At 44.3% G+C, this 18,340-nt stretch carries 17 protein-coding genes; 8 read left to right on the top strand and 9 right to left on the bottom strand.

The window, feature by feature from the left end; translation table 11 throughout:
• Positions 1-200: 200 nt before the first annotated feature.
• Both R8N47_RS07635 and R8N47_RS07640 read left to right on the top strand, forming a co-directional pair.
• A complete protein-coding gene (locus R8N47_RS07635; RefSeq protein ID WP_042521649.1) occupies positions 201-1,829 on the top strand; it encodes a methyl-accepting chemotaxis protein in 1,629 nt (542 codons plus the stop codon).
• Positions 1,830-2,225: 396 nt separating this feature from the next.
• Positions 2,226-3,185 carry a porin gene (locus tag R8N47_RS07640; RefSeq protein ID WP_064354918.1) on the top strand — a complete coding sequence of 320 codons (960 nt, stop codon included), beginning with the start codon at positions 2,226-2,228 and terminating at the stop codon, positions 3,183-3,185.
• A gap of 124 nt (positions 3,186-3,309) precedes the next feature.
• Here R8N47_RS07640 and R8N47_RS07645 read toward each other — a convergent pair whose 3' ends face one another.
• Positions 3,310-4,056 carry a flagellar brake protein gene (locus R8N47_RS07645; RefSeq protein WP_042521645.1) on the bottom strand — a complete coding sequence of 249 codons (747 nt, stop codon included), beginning with the start codon at positions 4,054-4,056 and terminating at the stop codon, positions 3,310-3,312.
• Positions 4,057-4,183: 127 nt separating this feature from the next.
• Between R8N47_RS07645 and R8N47_RS07650 the strand changes: the two genes are divergently transcribed.
• Both R8N47_RS07650 and R8N47_RS07655 read left to right on the top strand, forming a co-directional pair.
• A complete protein-coding gene (locus tag R8N47_RS07650; protein ID WP_064354917.1) occupies positions 4,184-4,459 on the top strand; it encodes a GNAT family N-acetyltransferase in 276 nt (91 codons plus the stop codon).
• Entirely contained in the window at positions 4,456-5,433 is a 978-nt protein-coding gene (locus R8N47_RS07655; RefSeq protein WP_141135686.1) for a phosphotransferase, read from the top strand. The genes R8N47_RS07650 and R8N47_RS07655 overlap by 4 nt, the downstream gene beginning before the upstream one ends.
• Positions 5,434-5,479: 46 nt before the next feature.
• Here the strand turns inward: R8N47_RS07655 and R8N47_RS07660 are convergent, their stop codons facing one another.
• The gene (locus R8N47_RS07660; RefSeq protein WP_017820512.1) at positions 5,480-5,980 is read right to left on the bottom strand and encodes a GNAT family N-acetyltransferase; all 501 of its coding nucleotides are present in this window, start codon (positions 5,978-5,980) and stop codon (positions 5,480-5,482) included.
• Between the two features lie 395 nt (positions 5,981-6,375).
• Here R8N47_RS07660 and napG point away from each other — a divergent pair, with 395 nt between their 5' ends.
• The 4 genes from napG (at position 6,376) to R8N47_RS07680 (ending at position 9,869) form a co-directional block, all read left to right on the top strand.
• Positions 6,376-7,146: a ferredoxin-type protein NapG gene (gene napG, locus R8N47_RS07665; RefSeq protein ID WP_005383947.1), complete on the top strand. Its 771-nt coding sequence runs from the start codon at positions 6,376-6,378 to the stop codon at positions 7,144-7,146.
• Positions 7,146-8,000 (top strand): quinol dehydrogenase ferredoxin subunit NapH, encoded by an 855-nt coding sequence (napH, locus tag R8N47_RS07670; RefSeq protein WP_064354916.1) that lies wholly within the window; start codon positions 7,146-7,148, stop codon positions 7,998-8,000. The genes napG and napH overlap by 1 nt, the downstream gene beginning before the upstream one ends.
• Positions 8,001-8,199: 199 nt before the next feature.
• A complete protein-coding gene (locus R8N47_RS07675) occupies positions 8,200-9,381 on the top strand; it encodes an MFS transporter (protein WP_005375129.1) in 1,182 nt (393 codons plus the stop codon).
• 206 nt (positions 9,382-9,587) lie between these two features.
• A complete protein-coding gene (locus R8N47_RS07680; protein ID WP_025768568.1) occupies positions 9,588-9,869 on the top strand; it encodes a YrhK family protein in 282 nt (93 codons plus the stop codon).
• A 122-nt stretch (positions 9,870-9,991) separates the two neighbouring features.
• Here R8N47_RS07680 and R8N47_RS07685 read toward each other — a convergent pair whose 3' ends face one another.
• The 7 genes from R8N47_RS07685 to R8N47_RS07715 all read right to left on the bottom strand — a co-directional run bounded on the left by R8N47_RS07685 (position 9,992) and on the right by R8N47_RS07715 (position 18,264).
• The gene (locus tag R8N47_RS07685) at positions 9,992-10,831 is read right to left on the bottom strand and encodes an energy-coupling factor transporter transmembrane component T (protein ID WP_318070363.1); all 840 of its coding nucleotides are present in this window, start codon (positions 10,829-10,831) and stop codon (positions 9,992-9,994) included.
• Entirely contained in the window at positions 10,828-12,567 is a 1,740-nt protein-coding gene (locus tag R8N47_RS07690; RefSeq protein ID WP_025768566.1) for an ABC transporter ATP-binding protein, read from the bottom strand. The genes R8N47_RS07685 and R8N47_RS07690 overlap by 4 nt, the downstream gene beginning before the upstream one ends.
• Before the next feature lie 6 nt (positions 12,568-12,573).
• On the bottom strand, positions 12,574-13,122 hold the full coding sequence (locus tag R8N47_RS07695) for an ECF-type riboflavin transporter substrate-binding protein (protein WP_005375133.1): 549 nt from the start codon (positions 13,120-13,122) through the stop codon (positions 12,574-12,576).
• Between the two features lie 335 nt (positions 13,123-13,457).
• Positions 13,458-14,588 (bottom strand): HlyD family secretion protein, encoded by a 1,131-nt coding sequence (locus R8N47_RS07700; protein WP_005375134.1) that lies wholly within the window; start codon positions 14,586-14,588, stop codon positions 13,458-13,460.
• Positions 14,588-14,968 (bottom strand): DUF3302 domain-containing protein, encoded by a 381-nt coding sequence (locus R8N47_RS07705; RefSeq protein ID WP_005375135.1) that lies wholly within the window; start codon positions 14,966-14,968, stop codon positions 14,588-14,590. The genes R8N47_RS07700 and R8N47_RS07705 overlap by 1 nt, the downstream gene beginning before the upstream one ends.
• A gap of 244 nt (positions 14,969-15,212) precedes the next feature.
• Complete coding sequence (locus R8N47_RS07710) at positions 15,213-16,796, bottom strand: GGDEF domain-containing protein (protein WP_053307917.1); 1,584 nt, start codon at positions 16,794-16,796, stop codon at positions 15,213-15,215.
• Positions 16,780-18,264, bottom strand: coding sequence for a hypothetical protein (locus tag R8N47_RS07715; protein WP_005375137.1), 1,485 nt, complete (start codon positions 18,262-18,264; stop codon positions 16,780-16,782). The genes R8N47_RS07710 and R8N47_RS07715 overlap by 17 nt, the downstream gene beginning before the upstream one ends.
• Positions 18,265-18,340 lie beyond the last annotated feature (76 nt).

Below are 18,340 nucleotides of genomic sequence, written 5' to 3' on the forward strand. Positions count from 1 at the left end.
AATAACAGATTGAAAATGGAGAGTTTTTGTACTAGACAAAAGTGTGATCGACCTCTAATATTCGCCACTTGTTTATTCGTCTGGGATTTATCCCGTCGCAAGGAAGCATAGATATTCAAACTGCCGAAAAGTAACGTTGTTATAGGCACTGCTCGAGTTTGTTTGGATATAGACATCACGCATACAACTGAGGCCCTGTCATGCAGTTATCACTGAAAAATTTGTCAGTACGAACGCAAATTTTGGTTCCGGTATTATTTACCGCGATTGTTTTGTTTATTGCTCTTTGGATTACTAAAAACAATCTTCAAGCAGAGCAAGATGTTATTGCTTCCAACCAAGAATCTTTGGTTTTTCACAAAGACACATTGGCGAGTATTGACGACCAAATTTACCCTCTGCGCATAAGCGCGGTTTACGCTATTTACGATGCTTCTCGTCGTGAGAATTTTCTAACCGAATTGAAAGAAGGCTTAAAGCAAGTTGATGCCGATTTAAGCGCAATTGAAGCCCGAAACCTATTCCGTGACGATGCCGTTAAAGTTCGCCAAGCAATTGAATCCTATGTGCGATATTCAGAGCGCTCAGTTGATTTCTTCAACCAATACGATCAAGGTTTGAAATCGGATAGCGAGTACCGTGCATTTGTCAAAGAGTATCGCAATGTTGGCCGAGAAATGGTCCAACAAATTAACACGCTATCAAAGCATGTAAACGAGCAAGCTGAACAATCTACTATCAGAAGTCATCAGCAAAATGAACGTGTGCAAAATAACGCTATGTTGACGGTTTTAGCGGTATTTGCTTTCTCATTGATAGGCGCTTGGTTCCTATCTGGCATGATTGTTACACCAATCCAAAAGCTGCAAGAAGTGATGCGTCAGTTAGCAATGGGTAATCTATCAGTACGTGCAGATGTCGATGGGGACAATGAGATCTCTAAGCTGAGCAAAGATGTAAACCAAACCGCAGAGCAGTTATACAACACTGTGGACCAGTTAACCCGTATTAGTGAGGAAGTTGCATCTGCATCGACCGAATTGGCTGCGGTAATGACGCAAGCGGAAGCGAACGCTCAACAAGAGTTGGCGGAGATCGAGCAAGTTGCATCTGCGGTTAACGAGCTTGCAAGCACTGCGAATAATGTGAGTGATAACGCGACCTCTGCTGACGCAACTGCGCGTGAAGCTGATGGACTTGCTCAATCAGGTTTGGCTATCTTCCAAGAAAGTGCGGAAGCAAGTGCGCAAATGTCTCAAGCATTGAACGATGCAGCGCAAGTTGTTTTGCGTCTAAAAGAGCAATCTGTACAGATCAACGATGTTATTGAAGTGATTCGCGGCGTATCTGAGCAGACCAACTTGCTAGCATTGAATGCTGCGATTGAAGCGGCGCGAGCTGGTGAATCTGGTCGTGGTTTTGCGGTAGTAGCTGATGAAGTACGCATGCTAGCGGCGCGTACTCAAGACTCGACACAAGAGATCCAAACGATCATTGAAGAGCTTCAAGCGCAGTCTGGGCTGGCGAATGACAGTATGCAAGTCAGCCTTGATATGCTTAGCCGCAACAACGAGCTGACGCAACAAGCGAATGAAGCGTTGGTTGGAATTACCGAGTCGGTCGCCAACATCAACGATTCAAACACGCAAGTAGCAACCGCAGCCGAAGAGCAGTCTCAAGTTACTCAAGATATCAATCGCAACGTGGTTAACATGTCGGAGCTTGTAAACCAAAACGTAGCGGGCATCAGCCAAAGTGCAAGTGCGAGTACTGAGCTTTCATTACTTGCAGAGAAGCAGAAAGAGCAATTAAGTTTCTTTAAGCTTTAATTCATCATCTACTTATCAAATCTCTAAATCCCTGAGTGAATGCTCAGGGATTTTTTTGTTTGTAATAATCGGATTTATTATCAATAAGTCTATCTAAAACAGTCAGTTAACAAGATTTTTTGCGGGCAATATCACGTTTTGTGATATTGTTTTTACATTTTTTTCGTCAATTTTTTTTTGACGCGAACATTTTTTTTAACTCAACCGATAACTTGATGGTTGAGAGGTATTCATATCGTCATTTTAAGTGGTGTTTTCTTCTATAAGTGCTGTTTATTCAACACGTTGCGTGAAAAATAACAGCTGCTACTATGCCGCCAGTTTTCTCGTTGGTACAGAAAAGTCCTGTTTTTCTGGTGAGAAAACACATATAAAACAATGATATGGAAAATAACAATGAAATTAAAAACTTTAGCTGTAGCAGTGGCGCTAATGGCATCAGGATCTCAAGTTGTCGCTTCAGAACTATACAACCAAGATGGCACTTCTCTTGAGATGGGCGGCCGCGCTGAAGCGCGTCTTTCTATGATGGATGGTAAGGCAGAAGACCGTACTCGCATCCGTCTTAACTTCCTAGGCAAACAGGAAATCAATGAAAACCTATACGGCGTTGGTTTTTGGGAAGGTGAGTTCAAAACAAAAGAAGAAGGTGCCGTAGATAACAATAGTGATCTTGAAACTCGTTACGCTTATGCAGGTCTGGGTGGCAAATACGGTGAAGTAACTTACGGTAAAAACGACGGCGCACTAGTGGTTCTTACTGACTTTACTGACATTATGGCTTACCACGGTAACACAGCAGCACTTAAACTGCCTGTTTCTGACCGTACAGATAACATGCTGTCTTACAAAGGCCAATTCGAGCAACTAGCTGTACGCGCTAGCTACCGTTTTGCTGATCGCACAACAGATGCACAAGGCTTTACAGACAACGAGGAAGATGGCTTCTCTCTATCTGGTGTTTACGCGTTTGCTAACACTGGTTTTGAACTAGGTGCTGGTTACGCAGATCAAAACGACAGCGATGAGTTCATGCTGGTAGCTGCATACTCTGTAGGTGACTTCTACTTCGCTGGTAACTACACTGGCGCGGATATGGATGTTGCAGGTAAGACTTTTGATTACAAAGGCTACGAACTAGCCGCTGCTTACACTATGGGTCAAACTGTATTCACTTCTACGTTCAACAAAGGTGAACTAGAAGACGCAGATACTGTAGAAAACCTAGCTGTTGATGTAACTTACTACTTCAAGCCTAACTTCCGTGGCTACGCATCATACAACTTCGATCTAATGGATAACGAAGGCGCGGCTGAAAAAGATGAGCTAGCGCTAGGTCTACGTTACGACTTCTAAGTCATGACTCTTATCTAAGATACTGCCTTATTCTTAGTAAATAAAAACCCCTTACTGAAAAGTAAGGGGTTTCTTGTTTTCTAGCACTTCAAAGCTTCTTGATAAGCGATAGGGGTGATCAAATCTATCTTTTTAGTGTGAGCTTAGTACCATCAAATTTGAGGTGACTGAGGAGGTTTTTAGCGTTGTTTTTACCAACCTCATCAAACTCCATTCCGTAGCGAGCATAGTGCGTTGATTTTTGTAAATTACAAATACGACCTCGCAACGGCGCTAGCATACGACTTTCTCCAGGCATCGTTAGATCCAATGAAACGTGGTCACCAACCTGAAGTGGTCGGCTCATTGGTGATGTTACAAAACGACAGCCACTACGAGATAAATCTCTTATTTCACATTCAGTTCGATAGGCTTCTAAACAAACACGCGCTCTCAAATTTACTTCGTAACGCACTTCTTTGCGAAGCTGAAAGACCTGCATAGTGTTAGGTAGGTCTAGCACCAAAATTGGGTACGGATCGCCTAGTCGATGCTGTAATTGGGCCCGAAATGGGATAACGGCCCCTTCACCTCGATGAGAGTAGGCTTTTACATTGATCCAAAAGCCTTCTTGAAAATAGAACTTCAAGTCTTCATCGGAGATGTTCGGAACCTCTATCAATGCAGTATTATTTGAGTGACAGCCAACAAATGTGCTGGTTGTAATAAACTTTGTACCAACGGGGGTGGTGACGTTTAAGCTCACTTCACTGCCATGTTCGACCATTGCCATTGCATCGGTGCTATTTAATGTACTTGCCTGACGTTCTGGTGCCTTCTTGCTTTGCAGAGGTAGCTTGCCGTCTCTGGCAATTGGGCTCATATTTCTCATTATAATTGTCGTACCTGATGTAAGAAGGTAATCGCGTGAGGCGAAGAAGCACTCTCGCATGGTATCGATTTTATTCAGTGATATAGTTTGATTCAATCAATCTGTAACAAAAATTAGAGAGCAAGATATGCATGAAGTAACTCATGAAGCCACGAATAGTACATTCTGGGTTGATTTAGAGCAGGGCTATAAAGCCAAGTTGATTTACCGGCTTGAGGGTAATGTCATGCACATTACATCAACGGTTGTTCCTGAAGCACTGCGAGGTAAGGGATACGGAAAAGTGATGATGGAAGCGGTGTTGCCAGAAATTGAGTCACTCGGTTATCAAATCAAACCAGTTTGCCCATATGTTATTCACTACATGGAGAAGAACCAAACGTGGTCACATCTGCTCGCATGATGAGTAACAACCACCAACGCTACCAAAATATTGGCCAGGAACTCAATCTAGGTAATTACCGCTCTGTAGAAGTCATACAATCGCTATGGGGAGGCTATGGAGAGTTAGTCCGAGTTACTTATTCTACTCGTTCGGTGATCATTAAGCATGTAAAACTCCCTAAGCCTTCAGAGCATCCTAGAGGCTGGAATACGGACCGTTCTCATCAAAGAAAGTTGCATTCTTATCAGGTGGAAGTGAATTGGTATGAGCATTTTTCCGGAGGGGTGGATACTCGCTGCCGAGTACCACAAGGTCTAAAAACGTTCCAATCGGAGAATGAATGGCTCATTGTGATGGAAGATCTCGCCGAGGTGGGCTTTCCAAAAGTCATCACAGATGCACAGCTAGAGCATCTACAAGCCTGCCTCACTTGGTTGGCGAACTTTCATGCGCGATACATCGATGTTCGTTCGGATAAGTTGTGGCATACCGGAACATACTGGCACTTAGCAACCAGACCCGACGAGCTTGAAGCATTGCAAGACACTGAGCTACAAAATGCGGCTCAATTGATTGATCAAACGCTTTCGCAAGCTAAGTTTAAAACACTAGTACATGGTGATGCCAAATTGGCGAACTTCTGTTTTGATGAAGAAGAATCAAGCGTTGCTGCGGTTGACTTTCAATACGTTGGATGTGGGGGTGCAATGAAAGATGTGGCACTGTTTATGAGTAGCGCCGTTAAGCCAGAACGTTGTGCAGAGATGGAAGTTTGGGTTTTGGATACGTATTTTGCTCAGTTGCAACACGCGCTAATGGTCTATCAACCGAATCTTGACCCTAATGAAGTCGAGCGTGAATGGCGTCCTTTGTTTGCTGTGGCTTGGGCAGACTTTCAGCGCTTTGTGAAAGGTTGGAGTTCCGACCACTGGAAGATCAATCCCTACACAGAAGCATTGACTCGCAGAGCGTTGGCTTACTTACGAAAGTGAGTCGAAGTTTAAAAAGAAAAGCCTCCAATTAGTAGGAGGCTTTGTTTTATCTTTGGCCTGGTCTGATGCGCGCCATGTAATAGGTATTGATGAATTCACCATCACGGAAGGAACCGTCAATCGCTTCACCTTCAATTTGAAATCCATGCTTTTTATAAAGCCCAATGGCGGCGTCGTTATCGGCATTGACCTCTATCTGAATTCTTCTCACATTTAACCAGTTATCTGCTAGTTCAGTGACTGTTTCTATCAATTTGCTACCAATACCGAGTCCATGGAAACTATCATGTACTCCGATGCCAAACGATGCCGTGTGCATCGTTCTTGGACGTAGAGAGTGGTGAAAGCCAATATTTCCGACGACTTTACCATCAATTTCAGCGACATAGCTATAAACACCATCAGGTATGTTTGACAATCTTTCCACCCACATCGCGAGCGAAGGCTTTGGGAGTTGCAGGGTTTCACGTTGTGCTTTTGGTTGTGAATAGATTTCTACGAGTGCCGCAGCGTCTTCGACGGTCGTTGGACGTACGATAATTTCCATGCCTCTCTCCTTCGCTTTTTAGTTTTAATTTTTAATCTAACCACAGTTTTCTTATTTGGATAGTGTTTTTTTATGTTTAATGGATAAATGCCTTTTAAATTAGCTTGTTATGATGTCATTTTTTGAATTTTTAGTAGTTATTTATCATCGAATTGAGCGAGTAGATTGCAAAGGTGTTGAATTATTGTACTGAGAATGGCGCGTACTGCAGAGTATCGTGGTGAATTTCATGTCGCAGTAAATAAACGCATTTAGTCAAACTGTGACGACGGCACCGTGCGTCAGTTGACTTGAATCAATAGAGGATGGGGTTACCTCCTATGAGGTATAGGGAAACGACACGTTTAGGGCTATTTATGCTTAACTTGATAAGGGAGTTTTGTTGAGGAAATAGCATGAAATCCTCTCAGTCTAAAATATCGCAAAGTCGGCGCCGATTTTTGCGTGATACAGCTCGGACTGCGGCTGGTGTTGGCGCAGCTGCGTGTGTATTGGGCTTACAATCGCTACAAAGCCAAGCTCGAGAAACCAAAGGTGTGCCTATTCGTCCGCCAGGTGCATTGCCGGAAGGCGATTTCGAATCAGCTTGTATTCGATGTGGCTTGTGTGTTCAGGCATGCCCTTACGATACCCTGAAACTTGCGACATTACTTTCACCCGTCGCGACTGGCTCTCCTTACTTTACTGCGCGCGATATTCCCTGCGAAATGTGCGAAGACATTCCTTGTGTGGTGGCTTGCCCGAGTGGGGCGCTGGATCCGAAACTAACCGATATTGATGATGCTCGAATGGGTACAGCGGTTCTTATTGACCATGAAACTTGCCTTAACTGGCAAGGGTTACGATGCGATGTTTGTTATCGCGTTTGTCCGCTGATTGATGAAGCCATCACGTTAGAGATGGTTCACAACGACCGAACCGGCTATCACGCCAAACTTATCCCTACAGTGAATTCTGAAGTGTGTACCGGATGTGGTAAGTGTGAACAAGCGTGCGTGTTGGATGTCGCTGCTATTAAAGTTGTCCCGACGGATTTGGCGAAAGGCAAAGTGGGCAGCCACTACAATTTTGGTTGGAAAGAGATCGACAAACCACTCGAAAATATCCTCCCTAGTGAGACGCCTGTGCCGGAAGGTGCGCTTGAATCGCTAAAAGGAGGTAAGTAATGGCAAAGAATTTAGCTCAAAATGCTGGCAAAGAAGCGCTTGAAAAGCTTGGTTGGTGGCGCGCGCATCGGTTTTTGATTTTACGTCGGCTATGTCAGTTCACCATCATTGCGCTATTTATGGCTGGGCCGACGCTGGGAATTCTAACTGGTAATCTGTCATCAAGTATGTTGCTCGATACCGTGCCGTTAAGTGACCCGTTAATTGTGCTTCAAGCTTTGGCGACAGGGCATGTTCCGGAGTTTAATGCGTTGTTAGGCGTAGTGATTGTCGTGGTGTTTTACGCGATTTTGGCGCCGCGCGCATTTTGTGCTTGGGTGTGCCCGTTGAACATCGTGACAGACTTGGCGGCGTGGTTGCGTCGAAAGCTCAACATTAAAGCGAGCTATCGTTGGTCTCCCGTGATTCGTTATTGGCTGATCCCTGTTTTGATGTTGGGCAGTGCGCTGTCTGGCGCAATTCTTTGGACATGGTTAGATCCAGTGGCGGCACTGCATCGCGGGTTGGTGTTTGGTATGGGCGCAGGTTGGGTGTTGATCGCCCTGGTGTTCGTGTTGGATTTACTCTTGGTTGAGCATGGGTGGTGTGGGCACTTATGTCCACTGGGGGCTACCTATGGCGTGATAGGCCGAAAAAGCCTGTTGCGCGTTACTGCTGTTCGCCGCGAAGGTTGCACCAAATGCATGGATTGCTTTTACGTTTGCCCAGAACCAGAAGTGCTTCGGCAGCCTTTGAAAGAGGGAGATCGTCGAGTTATGGATCAAAACTGCATTAGCTGTGGCCGTTGTTTGGATGTGTGTCCAGAACATGTGTTTGAATTTAAAAATCGCCTATCAGTAAAAGTCATTGATTAAGCCACTGAGCACATTTACTCATGCTTTAGTTCTCTTGATACTTGAACATCGCGCTTAGCCAAGGAATTGAGTGCGATGTTTATCTTCATAACAATATTCCTCAGCCATATCAGCTTGCTCTGGGTTGAAAATAATAATGATATTGCGAATTTGTTACATTTAAAGCTATGATGATGCCTTCATATTTAAAGGAAACATCATGACTACCTCATCGCACGGCTGGAGAACGCCGCAAAATTTCCTCCTGTTAATTTCCATTATCGTGCCCATTGCTTTTTCTACCTGGATGGCGTTGTTGAACAACTTTGTTATCGAGAAAGCAAACTTTGATGGTGCTGACATAGGCCTATTGCAAAGTGTGCGCGAAATTCCGGGTTTTTTGGCCTTTACCGCCGTGTTTGTATTGCTGTTTATCCGAGAGCAACGCTTTATGCTCGTCTCTTTGGCGATGCTTACGCTTGGTACGGCATTAACAGGTTATTTTCCCACTTTGTACGGTCTACTTTTTACAACCTTGTTAATGTCCACCGGCTTCCATTACTTTGAAACACTCAAGCAGTCTTTGTCTTTACAATGGCTATCTAAAGAAGAAGCGCCAGAAATGCTGGGTAAGTTTATTTCTGTTGGAGCTTTGGCTTCTCTGTTTACCTACGGCGCCATTTGGGTTTCGCTCGAACAGCTCAAACTTGATTTTAAAACGGTCTATTTAATGGCTGGTGGTTTAGGTTTTGTGCTCATTTTGGTGATGGCATTTGCCTTCCCACAATTTAAGACAAAAGTGCCTCAGAACAAGAAGCTCATCCTGCGTAAACGTTACTGGTTATACTATGCGCTTACGTTTATGAGTGGAGCACGCCGTCAAATTTTTACGGTGTTCGCTGGTTTCTTGATGGTAGAGAAGTTTGGTTACTCCGCCGCAGATATTACGTTGTTGTTCCTGATTAACTATGTCTTTAACTTCTTGTTTGCGAAGCGAATAGGCCGTTTTATCGGCGTTGTTGGTGAGCGCAAAGCGTTGATGTTTGAATACGTCGGTTTGATCTTCGTGTTCGTCGGGTACGGTTTGGTGCAAACGGCAGAGTGGGCGGCAGCATTGTATGTTGTCGATCATTTATTTTTCGCGTTAGCGCTTGCGATTAAAACCTACTTCCAGAAAATTGCCGATCCTGCCGATATGGCGTCGACCGCAGGCGTTGCGTTTACGATTAACCATATTGCGGCGGTTGTAATACCTGTTACGTTTGGTGTGATTTGGCTGGTTTCACCTGCTAGCGTATTTTACATCGGCGCTGGTATGGCAGCAGTGAGCTTGCTGTTGTCACTCAATATTCCAGCGAAGCCTGAAGAAGGCAATGAAACTCGTTTGTTGAAGTGGAGTTAAGTTGGTACTCACTATCTAGCCATTGAAGTGAATACCTGTAATTAGACTCGCTGAAAAGGGTGCTTATGCGTCCTTTTCTTTTGATTGCAAATAGATAATCCCCCCAATGGTTGTCAATGCATGCCACGTCCGTTAGGGTTTAGAACTAAGTATTTCGAAATAACTTGGGCATAACTGACGCGAAACAATAAGAGGGGATCTATACAGTGCAGATACATGGCAGAGAGTTGGATTTAGATCTAGGAAGCCGTCACATCGTTATTCAGCGCCGCTATGAGGCGTTAGGAGCTGCAAACGACCTACTCATTGCTATTTGGTTTTTAATTGGTAGCTTTTTCTTTTTGAATGATTCGTTGATTGAAAGTGGTACTTGGCTTTTCATTGTAGGCAGTGCGCAGTTGATCATTAAGCCCCTGATAAAACTGATGAGTTTAGTTCATGTTGGTCGTTTGAATAAGCAACTTTCTGGCACATCAGCGAGCCGCTGAAATTACCGCTTCTTTTGAATACTTGCAAGCAAGAAGCCAACAGGCGAGTTATCGAGGGGAAAGACGGAAGATAACGTGGTCACAACACTAACCACGTTATGTTCAGTTTGAAGCTTCAGAATTTAAAACGGATACCAGAACAGTTGTGTGTCCATCACACGCTTGCTGATCGCAGCAATCACTATCACCGCAATTACCGCCATGCAGATCATATCGGCTTTGGTCAGTGGTTTTAAGCTGTACCAAGTGCGAGAGGAGTGGCGGCCAAAACCACGTAGCGTCATCGCGTTTGAGATTTGATCGGCTCTGTCCAAACTAGAGAAAATCAGAGGACCAAGAATCTTCGCGACGTTCTTCATACGAGTGAACAACGGAGCCTTCTTGCTCAGTTCTACTCCGCGTGCTTGTTGCGCGTGCATGATGTTAACAAAGCCCTTTTTCACTTCCGGCAAGTAGCGCAGCGTTAAGCTTACGGCATAGGCGATTTTGTAAGGTACACCCAAGCGGTTCAAGCTGGCTGAAAACTCCGTCGGGTGAGTGGTAAATACAAACACCAACGCGATTGGAAACATGCTGAAGTATTTCAACGTCACTGTTACTAGGTAAAACAACGTCTCTTGAGTGAGCGAGTAATTACCGGGTAACGAGAGTAAAACCGTTGCTGAACCCATGAACTCAGTACCTTGTTGCGGTGCTAACGCGAACATAAACAGGGCATTGATCAGTAATACCGTGCCTGTACCGAATAACAGCGGTTTGTAGACATGAAAGGGCACTTTGGTCATTTTCAATAAGCCTAAACCAAGCACGATCAACAGCGCGATGGTTCGCAAGTCAAATGTGGTCAATACCACCGTTACCCAAGCAACGAAAAGCAAGAACTTAGTAATGCCATTCAACTTATGAAGTGGCGATTGGGTATCGATGTAGTTGATACCAAACTTCATTTTGTTGTCTTTCATGCCACTGCTTTCTCTGGTTGGTTTACTTCGTCGCTTTTTTGTTGGCGGTGCGCTTTTTCTACATTGATAAAATGCTGCATAAAGCCATTGGTGTCCTCGATACCAACTTTCGTAGCCAACTCAAACAAACTTGTGGTAGTGAGGTTTGCTTGGTCTAGTAGCTCTGGACTGCTGAATACCTGCGTCATTGGTGCATCCGCGACTAATTTACTGTCTGCAATCACGATAGAGCGCGAGGTGTATTCCAACACTAAATGCATGTCATGAGAGATGATCATTACGGTTACGCCCAACTCGCGATTGAGCTTTTCGATGAAACTCAGCATAGACGTGTAGTTTCGATAGTCCTGACCTGCCGTCGGTTCATCAAGGATCAGAAGCTCTGGTTCCAAGACCAAAATTGACGCAATGGTTACGCGCTTTTTCTGGCCATAACTCAATGCTTCGATTGGCCAGTGACGGTATTTGCTCAAACCGCACAGCTCAAGGACTTCAAGTACTTTAGCGTCTATTTGTTTCTCTTCAACGCCACGATTACGGAGGCCGAAGGCCACTTCGTCGAAAATCATGTGATGGGAAATCATGTGATTCGGGTTTTGCATCACCACACCCACTTTCTGGCTACGCTCGAAGATGGTCAGTTCGTTAAGATCTCGACCATTCATGCTCATTGAGCCGCTATCCGCTTCAATAACGCCCATAATCAGTTTGGTGATGGTCGATTTACCCGAGCCATTTTTGCCAAGTACAGAGACAAACTCGCCACACTTGATGTCAAAACTCACGTCTTCTAACGCGTTTTTCTCACCGTCGTAAGAATAGGTGAGGCCACGGACTTCAAGCAAAGTCTCGGCTGGTGTTTTAGGTGGTTGTGCTGTTGAACCATCAAACCATGCTTGTACCGCTGGTTTATATTGCTCCAACGGTAAGGTAGTTAAGCTAGAAGGTTTTGCATCGCCCTCAATCGCGCAGCCTGCTTCTTTCAGTGCTGAAATATAAAGCGGTTCGCGGATGCCGTAATCTTCTAGTAGAGGCGACGCTAAAATTTCATCTGGCGTTGTATCGGTAATGATTTCGCCGCTTTCCATCAAGATAATACGGTCAACTGAGCAATGCAGAACGTCTTCAAGACGATGCTCAATGATTACGATGGTTTTGTCCGTTTCGCGGTGTAGATCATCGATGATCTCGATGGTTTTTTTACCCGTTTTAGGGTCAAGCGCAGCTAGTGGTTCATCAAACAAAAGGATATCGACATCATCGACGAGAATGCCCGCCAAAGAAACACGCTGTTTCTGCCCGCCAGATAAATCGTGGGGTGAGCGTTCTAGCATCTGTTCCAAGTCGACCATTTTGGCCGTGGCTTTGACCAATGGGTACATGTCGATATTTGAAGTTAGCTGGTTCTCCAGCGCAAATGCAATGTCTTCGCCAATGCTCAAACCGACAAATTGGCTGTCCGTATCTTGCAGTACGGTGCCAACTTGCTCAGTGTATTGGTGCATGTCGAAAGGGGCGGTGTCTTGACCATTGATGGTCAATGTTCCACTGGTTTCCCCTTTGATTGCGTGTGGGATCAGTCCGTTAAGACATTGCCCAAGGGTAGATTTACCACTACCACTTGGACCGATAATGACGATTTTCTCTCCTTTCTCTATCCTTAGATTGATATTTTTTAGCGTCGGTTTGTCCAGCGACTCATATCTAAAAGAGAAGTTAGAAAATTCGATTGTCATTCGACATTAAGCCTCTGTTAAGTTACGGCTTTGCTTGTTACGTTTAGCGACAGACTTAAGAATGAAGAAGCCAACAATAGCAATAAGAATGGTGTTACCGATCGCGATAATAGAAAGCTGGGTAAACACTTTAGTGAACGGTTCTGCGTATAAAATCGTGTCGAGGAATGCAGAGCAACCGTAACCAAATACGTTGCCTAATAGCGCAAGTACTACGAATAACGCGAAGTCTTTCATATTGAAATCACCTTTCTCCAAACGGTAGCGCGTTAGAGAAGGGAATAGACCGATAATCAAACCAACAATACCTGAACCAAGTACCCAAGTGAGCCATACGCCCCAACCTGCAAATAGGTCAGTAACCCAGTGACCAATAAAACCAACCAAGAAGCCAACAAGTGGTCCAAATAGTACTGAGAACAATGCTAATACTGCCATTGCTGGTTTTAGCGTTGTGTTTGCAAACACAGGGATGCCAAACATAGGTAAGCCGCCGATACCGTAAAGAGCAGCACCGATTGCAATAACCACAACAGTTTTAGCGGAAAGATTCATAGATAACCTCAGTTCAATAGTCGATTTTAAAGAACGTTCATTTATATTGTTGGAAAGCGTTAGTTATTTGATTGTGTAACATATATTCAAAACAACCAAGCTGCTTATTGTTTGCTCTATTTTTCTTCAGGAAATGTGTGATTTGATTCACGCATCCCTTTGACTGGCTTTGGTTTTAGCAAGCATTAAAAATAAGGCGCGCATTATACAGAATATTAATAAAAGTGGGAATGCTATCTATCTGGATGGCTAGAATGAATCAGGGGCTGATCGTCAGCCCCTGATTACACGGTTTGATGTTATTTTTACCAATAAATGAATGCGCTATATGTTCATTAATGGTCGAGGTATAAATAGTTCTGCCAGCTCTTCATACGAATAAGCACTTTGCGCATCACTGATACGTGAGTAAAGCTGTCTGAATAAACTGCAACTTCAACCGCAGTACCCATTGGTAGGTGGTATCCACTCAAGTCGTCGGTAATTTTCAGCTTCGCAAAAACACGTCCGCTCGTACGCAAGGCATCAGTCCCAAGCAGAGCGCCTCGCGCTTGAATTTGGCTTTCACCAATGGCTGGAATCACGTCAATGACTTCGCCACGGAACACTTTGCCCGGGATAGCGCGGAACATAAATTCTGCTTCAAAGCCTGGCTTCAAGCGTTGTAATGAGTTCTGTCTGAATGCCGCGGTGTACGTAATGTCTTCTGTATGGACGAAGGTCATTGCTGGGGCAAGCGGTAACGGCACAGCCATCACTCCAGGACGTAAAGCCAATTGCGTAACGTAACCATCGGTTGGCGCACGAACGACGGTTTGCTCTAAGTTAAACTCTGCTTTACGCAGCTCGGCAAGAAGTTGCGCGACTTGGGTATTTTCGCCTCCGATTTCAGAGTCCAGAGCGATTTGCGCTTGTTCTTGTTGCAAAATCGCAACGTCTAACATGGCTTCTGCCGCTTTATACGCTTGGCGTCGAGTATCCAAATCTTGTTCAGTAAACGCGCCACGATCAAAGCCCCTTTGATATCGGCTAAATTCCCTTTGTGCTTTATCTCTGTCCGCTTGCGCTTTCAATACAGCAGCTTCTGCTTCTCTTAGATCAGACTCTAAACCCAGGGCACCTTGGCTTGCTTCTTTGACTTTCGCTTCAAGGCGAGCAACTTCTGCTTCAAAAGGCACAGGATCGATTTTGAAAAGAATATCGCCCGTTTTGAGCGGTTGGTTGGCCTGGACTGGCACTTCCACCACGCGGCCACGCACGCCAGAGACGATAGGCGTAGTCGGGAACACTTGGTTACCTAATTGAGTAAATGGGTGGTTGTAGTTCATAAGCAGCACGAGTGTGCCCACTAACACTACGCCGCCAAGTACGGCGGTTGGAACGGTCCATTTGTTTAGAGGAATATTGAAAATTTTAAAAATGGCAATACAAAGAGCGGCGTAAGTCAGAATCAGCAATAAGTCCATTATTCGTCCTCTTTACTTTGTTCAGGCAAAGGCTTTTGCTGAATCTTTTGTTGTTTCAACATCGATACTTCGTTTTTGAGTTCGTTGACTTCATCGATGAGTTCTTCAAGGCGGTGATGAATGTCGTGTGTTTCTTGTTCTAGTTGTTTAAAACCCCAGCCGCGTTCCTTGCGCCATAATGTTGCCCATATCCATAAAAATGGCCACAGCGCATGCAAAGTGAAAAGGCTGACCCAGCCAGCGTAGTGAATTGCGTCTTGGTGCGGGTGCTCTCTCTCTTTGGCGATTTCATATGGAATATCATGGATGACAATGATTCCGTAAAAGATCACTAAAGCAACGAAGATGAGTAACCCAAGTGCAAAATAGTCTAGAAACATCTTACCTACCTGTGCGTATTGCGAAATGGAAAATCTACGTAAATTAACAATTTAAGTATTTGTCTTAACTACAGATGAATCAAGCGGTTTTTATGTAGGAATTATGTTTATGCGATGTAAGTATCCACTGATGTTTATTGACAGTTAAGGTGTTGCTGAGTACTTATTTAAACAAGCAGTGAAGTGATATAGGAAGGATAAGTAAAAAGTATACTAAAGCCCCAGATGTCAACCGGGGCATGGTTTAAAGTTCGGTACAGACTTGGTTTCTGCCATTGGCTTTGGCGCGATAAAGAGCTTTGTCTGCACGATAAAAAGTTCGCTGAGTATTCTCGCCTTCTCGATGCAAGGTAATCCCTATGGATACGGTCAGCCCCCGTTCACCAAGAATATCGTCCCAACCATATTGATAAATCCGTTCACGATAATTCTCGGCATGCATTTCTGCTCGTTCCAGTTGGGTATTCTCAAGGATCACGAGGAACTCTTCACCACCAAATCGTACGCACGATGCGCCTTTAAATCTGAAGTAGGACGCCAGTTCCTGTGACACACTTTTGATCGCTTTGTCGCCAACCAAGTGGCTTAGTTCGTCATTGATGGATTTGAAGTGATCGATATCGATGACCATCAATGCAAATGCAGTATCGTGCAGAAGTAGATCTTTTAGTTTAACTTCTAACCAGCGTCGGTTGTGTAAAGACGTAAGTGGATCGGTAAAGACGTCCTGCTGTAGCTGAGCAACAGTATTTTTATGCTGCTTGGTGGTTTCTTTTAGTTCTTTGTTTTCTAGCTCTGACAAAATGAGTTTGAGTTGTAACTCAAAGCGTGAAAGTCGGCGTAGTTGAGCAGACCCTAACTCACCGATCGGAATATGTTTTACAAGATCAGATTCGATTCTATGCGCTTTTTTTTCACAATTTAATGCTTCTTGATACAACCCTTGAGAGGCGTAAACTTGACTCATCGCGTTATAAAAATGCTGAGTAACGATAGGAGATAGCTGCTTTTGAATCCTTTTACTGATGGAGTCCAACGTTAAATTAGCTAAAGAAGTGTGCCCTACACCGTTTAGACAATACGCAGTCTCAATTTTGACCATCGTGGATAACCAGTATGTCGTGGCACTACCCGTTGTATACTGAACATTCGAAATAGCCAGCAACGCATTGGGGTAGTCTTCTTGCAGACGATGTAATTTGGCTCGGTAGAGGTGAATTTGTGCGGCGAGGTTTTTATCACTGACGAGAATGCTCAGTTCTTCACATTCACTCAATAGTTCTTTGGCGTCTGCGGTACGGTTTAAGCTGATATAACATGCAAGCATGTACAGCTTGTAACGAAGGCGTAGGGATCGACTGCCAATAGCGTGATCGATAGCATCTATTTTTTGATAATAACGTAATGCACGTTGGTGATCCCCATAGGCATCGCACAAATTACCCATTCCAATAATGGCCAATACGTACTCATCAATATAGCCGTACTCGACGGCGATATTGGTTGAAGCAACATACTCGGTTAATGCCGCATTGTAGTCACCTACTTCAACTAAACGCTCACTCAAGCTTGCTTTCACAGAAAGAATATCTTCTACATCCTCTGGTAAAACAAGCAACTCAAGCGCTTGTTTCAATTCACTAATGCTGTCGTTGAGCTGTTTGATCTCTCTTCGATACTCGGCGCTAATGATATAGCAATGCGCTTTCTCTCGGTTTGTTGACGCAATATGTAACCCTATGTGTTCCCATAGCGTAATCGCTTCTTCACCTGAAACGGAAGAAGGATCGATACCTGCGTCAGTCACCTTGCTAAGCAGTTGTTCCATTCTTCATTACCTCAATATAACTTTCTTCGAGCTGTTCTAACGTGAATGGGAAGGTCAGGATATCTTGCAAATACAGTATCGGTTTAGGGCCTTTGATTCCGCGTCGCTTCCATGGATAGATGTCTAACATCGCTTGGACAGTGCGGTAGACCTCTTCTGCTGCTTGACCTTTTTCTGCAATTAACATTGCTAGCCTGTTACTGGAAATTCTCGAGATGAGGTCGCTGGAGGTTGTCAATGCATGAACGAGCTCGGTACAAACATCGAGAACTTCGGGGTTTGAATGCTGAATCATAATGATGGCGTGGTTAGAGCGTTTGAGCTCCGTTTTAAACAAAACTAACTGTTCCCACCAGTAGGTCTCAGAAACGACATTAGAGAACTGTTTTTCAGGGTCGTATTCGTGTTGAGAGCGAATATGATTGATCAGCTTACGTGCTCGCTGCTCTAGTTGGCGTTTAGAGCCTCTTGCTTTATCCATGCTGATTCGATGAGTTTGTTCTTTGAGCATTTTGAGTGCGTGCTTACGGTATTTCTTGAACGCGTTAAACGCAGACTCAAAGTCACCTTGTTCTTCAGCGACTCGTGATTGTTGGAAGCAAATTTGGCTGAGTAGCTCACCGTGGTCGAAACTGAGTGCAGATTCTTCTGCTGCAAGTAGCAACTTGGCAGCGCTGTCTGTATTTTGGCGCAAAAGCTCAAGTCTTGCTCGGCTAATAAAAGAGTGTGCTTTCATCCAAACGAGGTCATGCTCAATGGCAAGCTGGTGGGCTTTTTGGGTGGCTTCTTCGGCCGCATCAAGGCGTTCTAGTCCAAGCAGTGCTAACCCTTTAAAGTCCCAGATCTCGGCTTGCCACGTACTGTCATCATGATCTTTTAATACTTCGGTTGCTCCATCTAGTACCGTAAGCATCTCGACAAACTTATTTAGTAAGTAATAGTCCCAAGCTAATAGGATGCGCGCTTTGCCTTCTAACCAAGCAATACGAACATTGTTTGCCACTTTAACGGCTAACTCATGAGTTGAAGCGGCAAGTTGGTGTTCATTAGTGATGCGCCATACATTACCAAGCCCAATTAGAGATTCGATTTGAATTTCAACATCATCAACAAGAGCAGATTGTTCGAGCGCATTAATCCAATATTGTTGCGCGGAATAATACTTTGCTTGGCCCCAATATTGGAGTGCAAAAAGATGGAGAATTTCCGGGAGATGATCGTCGGTTTCAAGCTGTGTTTGTTTGCTGTAAGCGTCTTTGACGAGTTTTAAGCCTTGTCGGTAATCCATTAGGCACCAACAGCATTGCGCCATGATGAGTAAGGCTTTGATCTCTCCGTCCACAAATAAAATTTGTTCCGCGCGGATACGATATTGCTGCGCAATATTAAAGGTATGTTTAGGGGCCGATTTTATTTGGCCTTTAAGCTTAGTGAGATCATCTTCTAGCTGAATTTGGTTTTTATCCAACGTTCACATCCATGACTATCGAACTGGAAATCACACCTAATATTAAGTGGTTAGATGCATGTTTCTTTACCAAAGC

It is taken from the genome of Vibrio sp. 2132-1 (assembly GCF_033344315.1).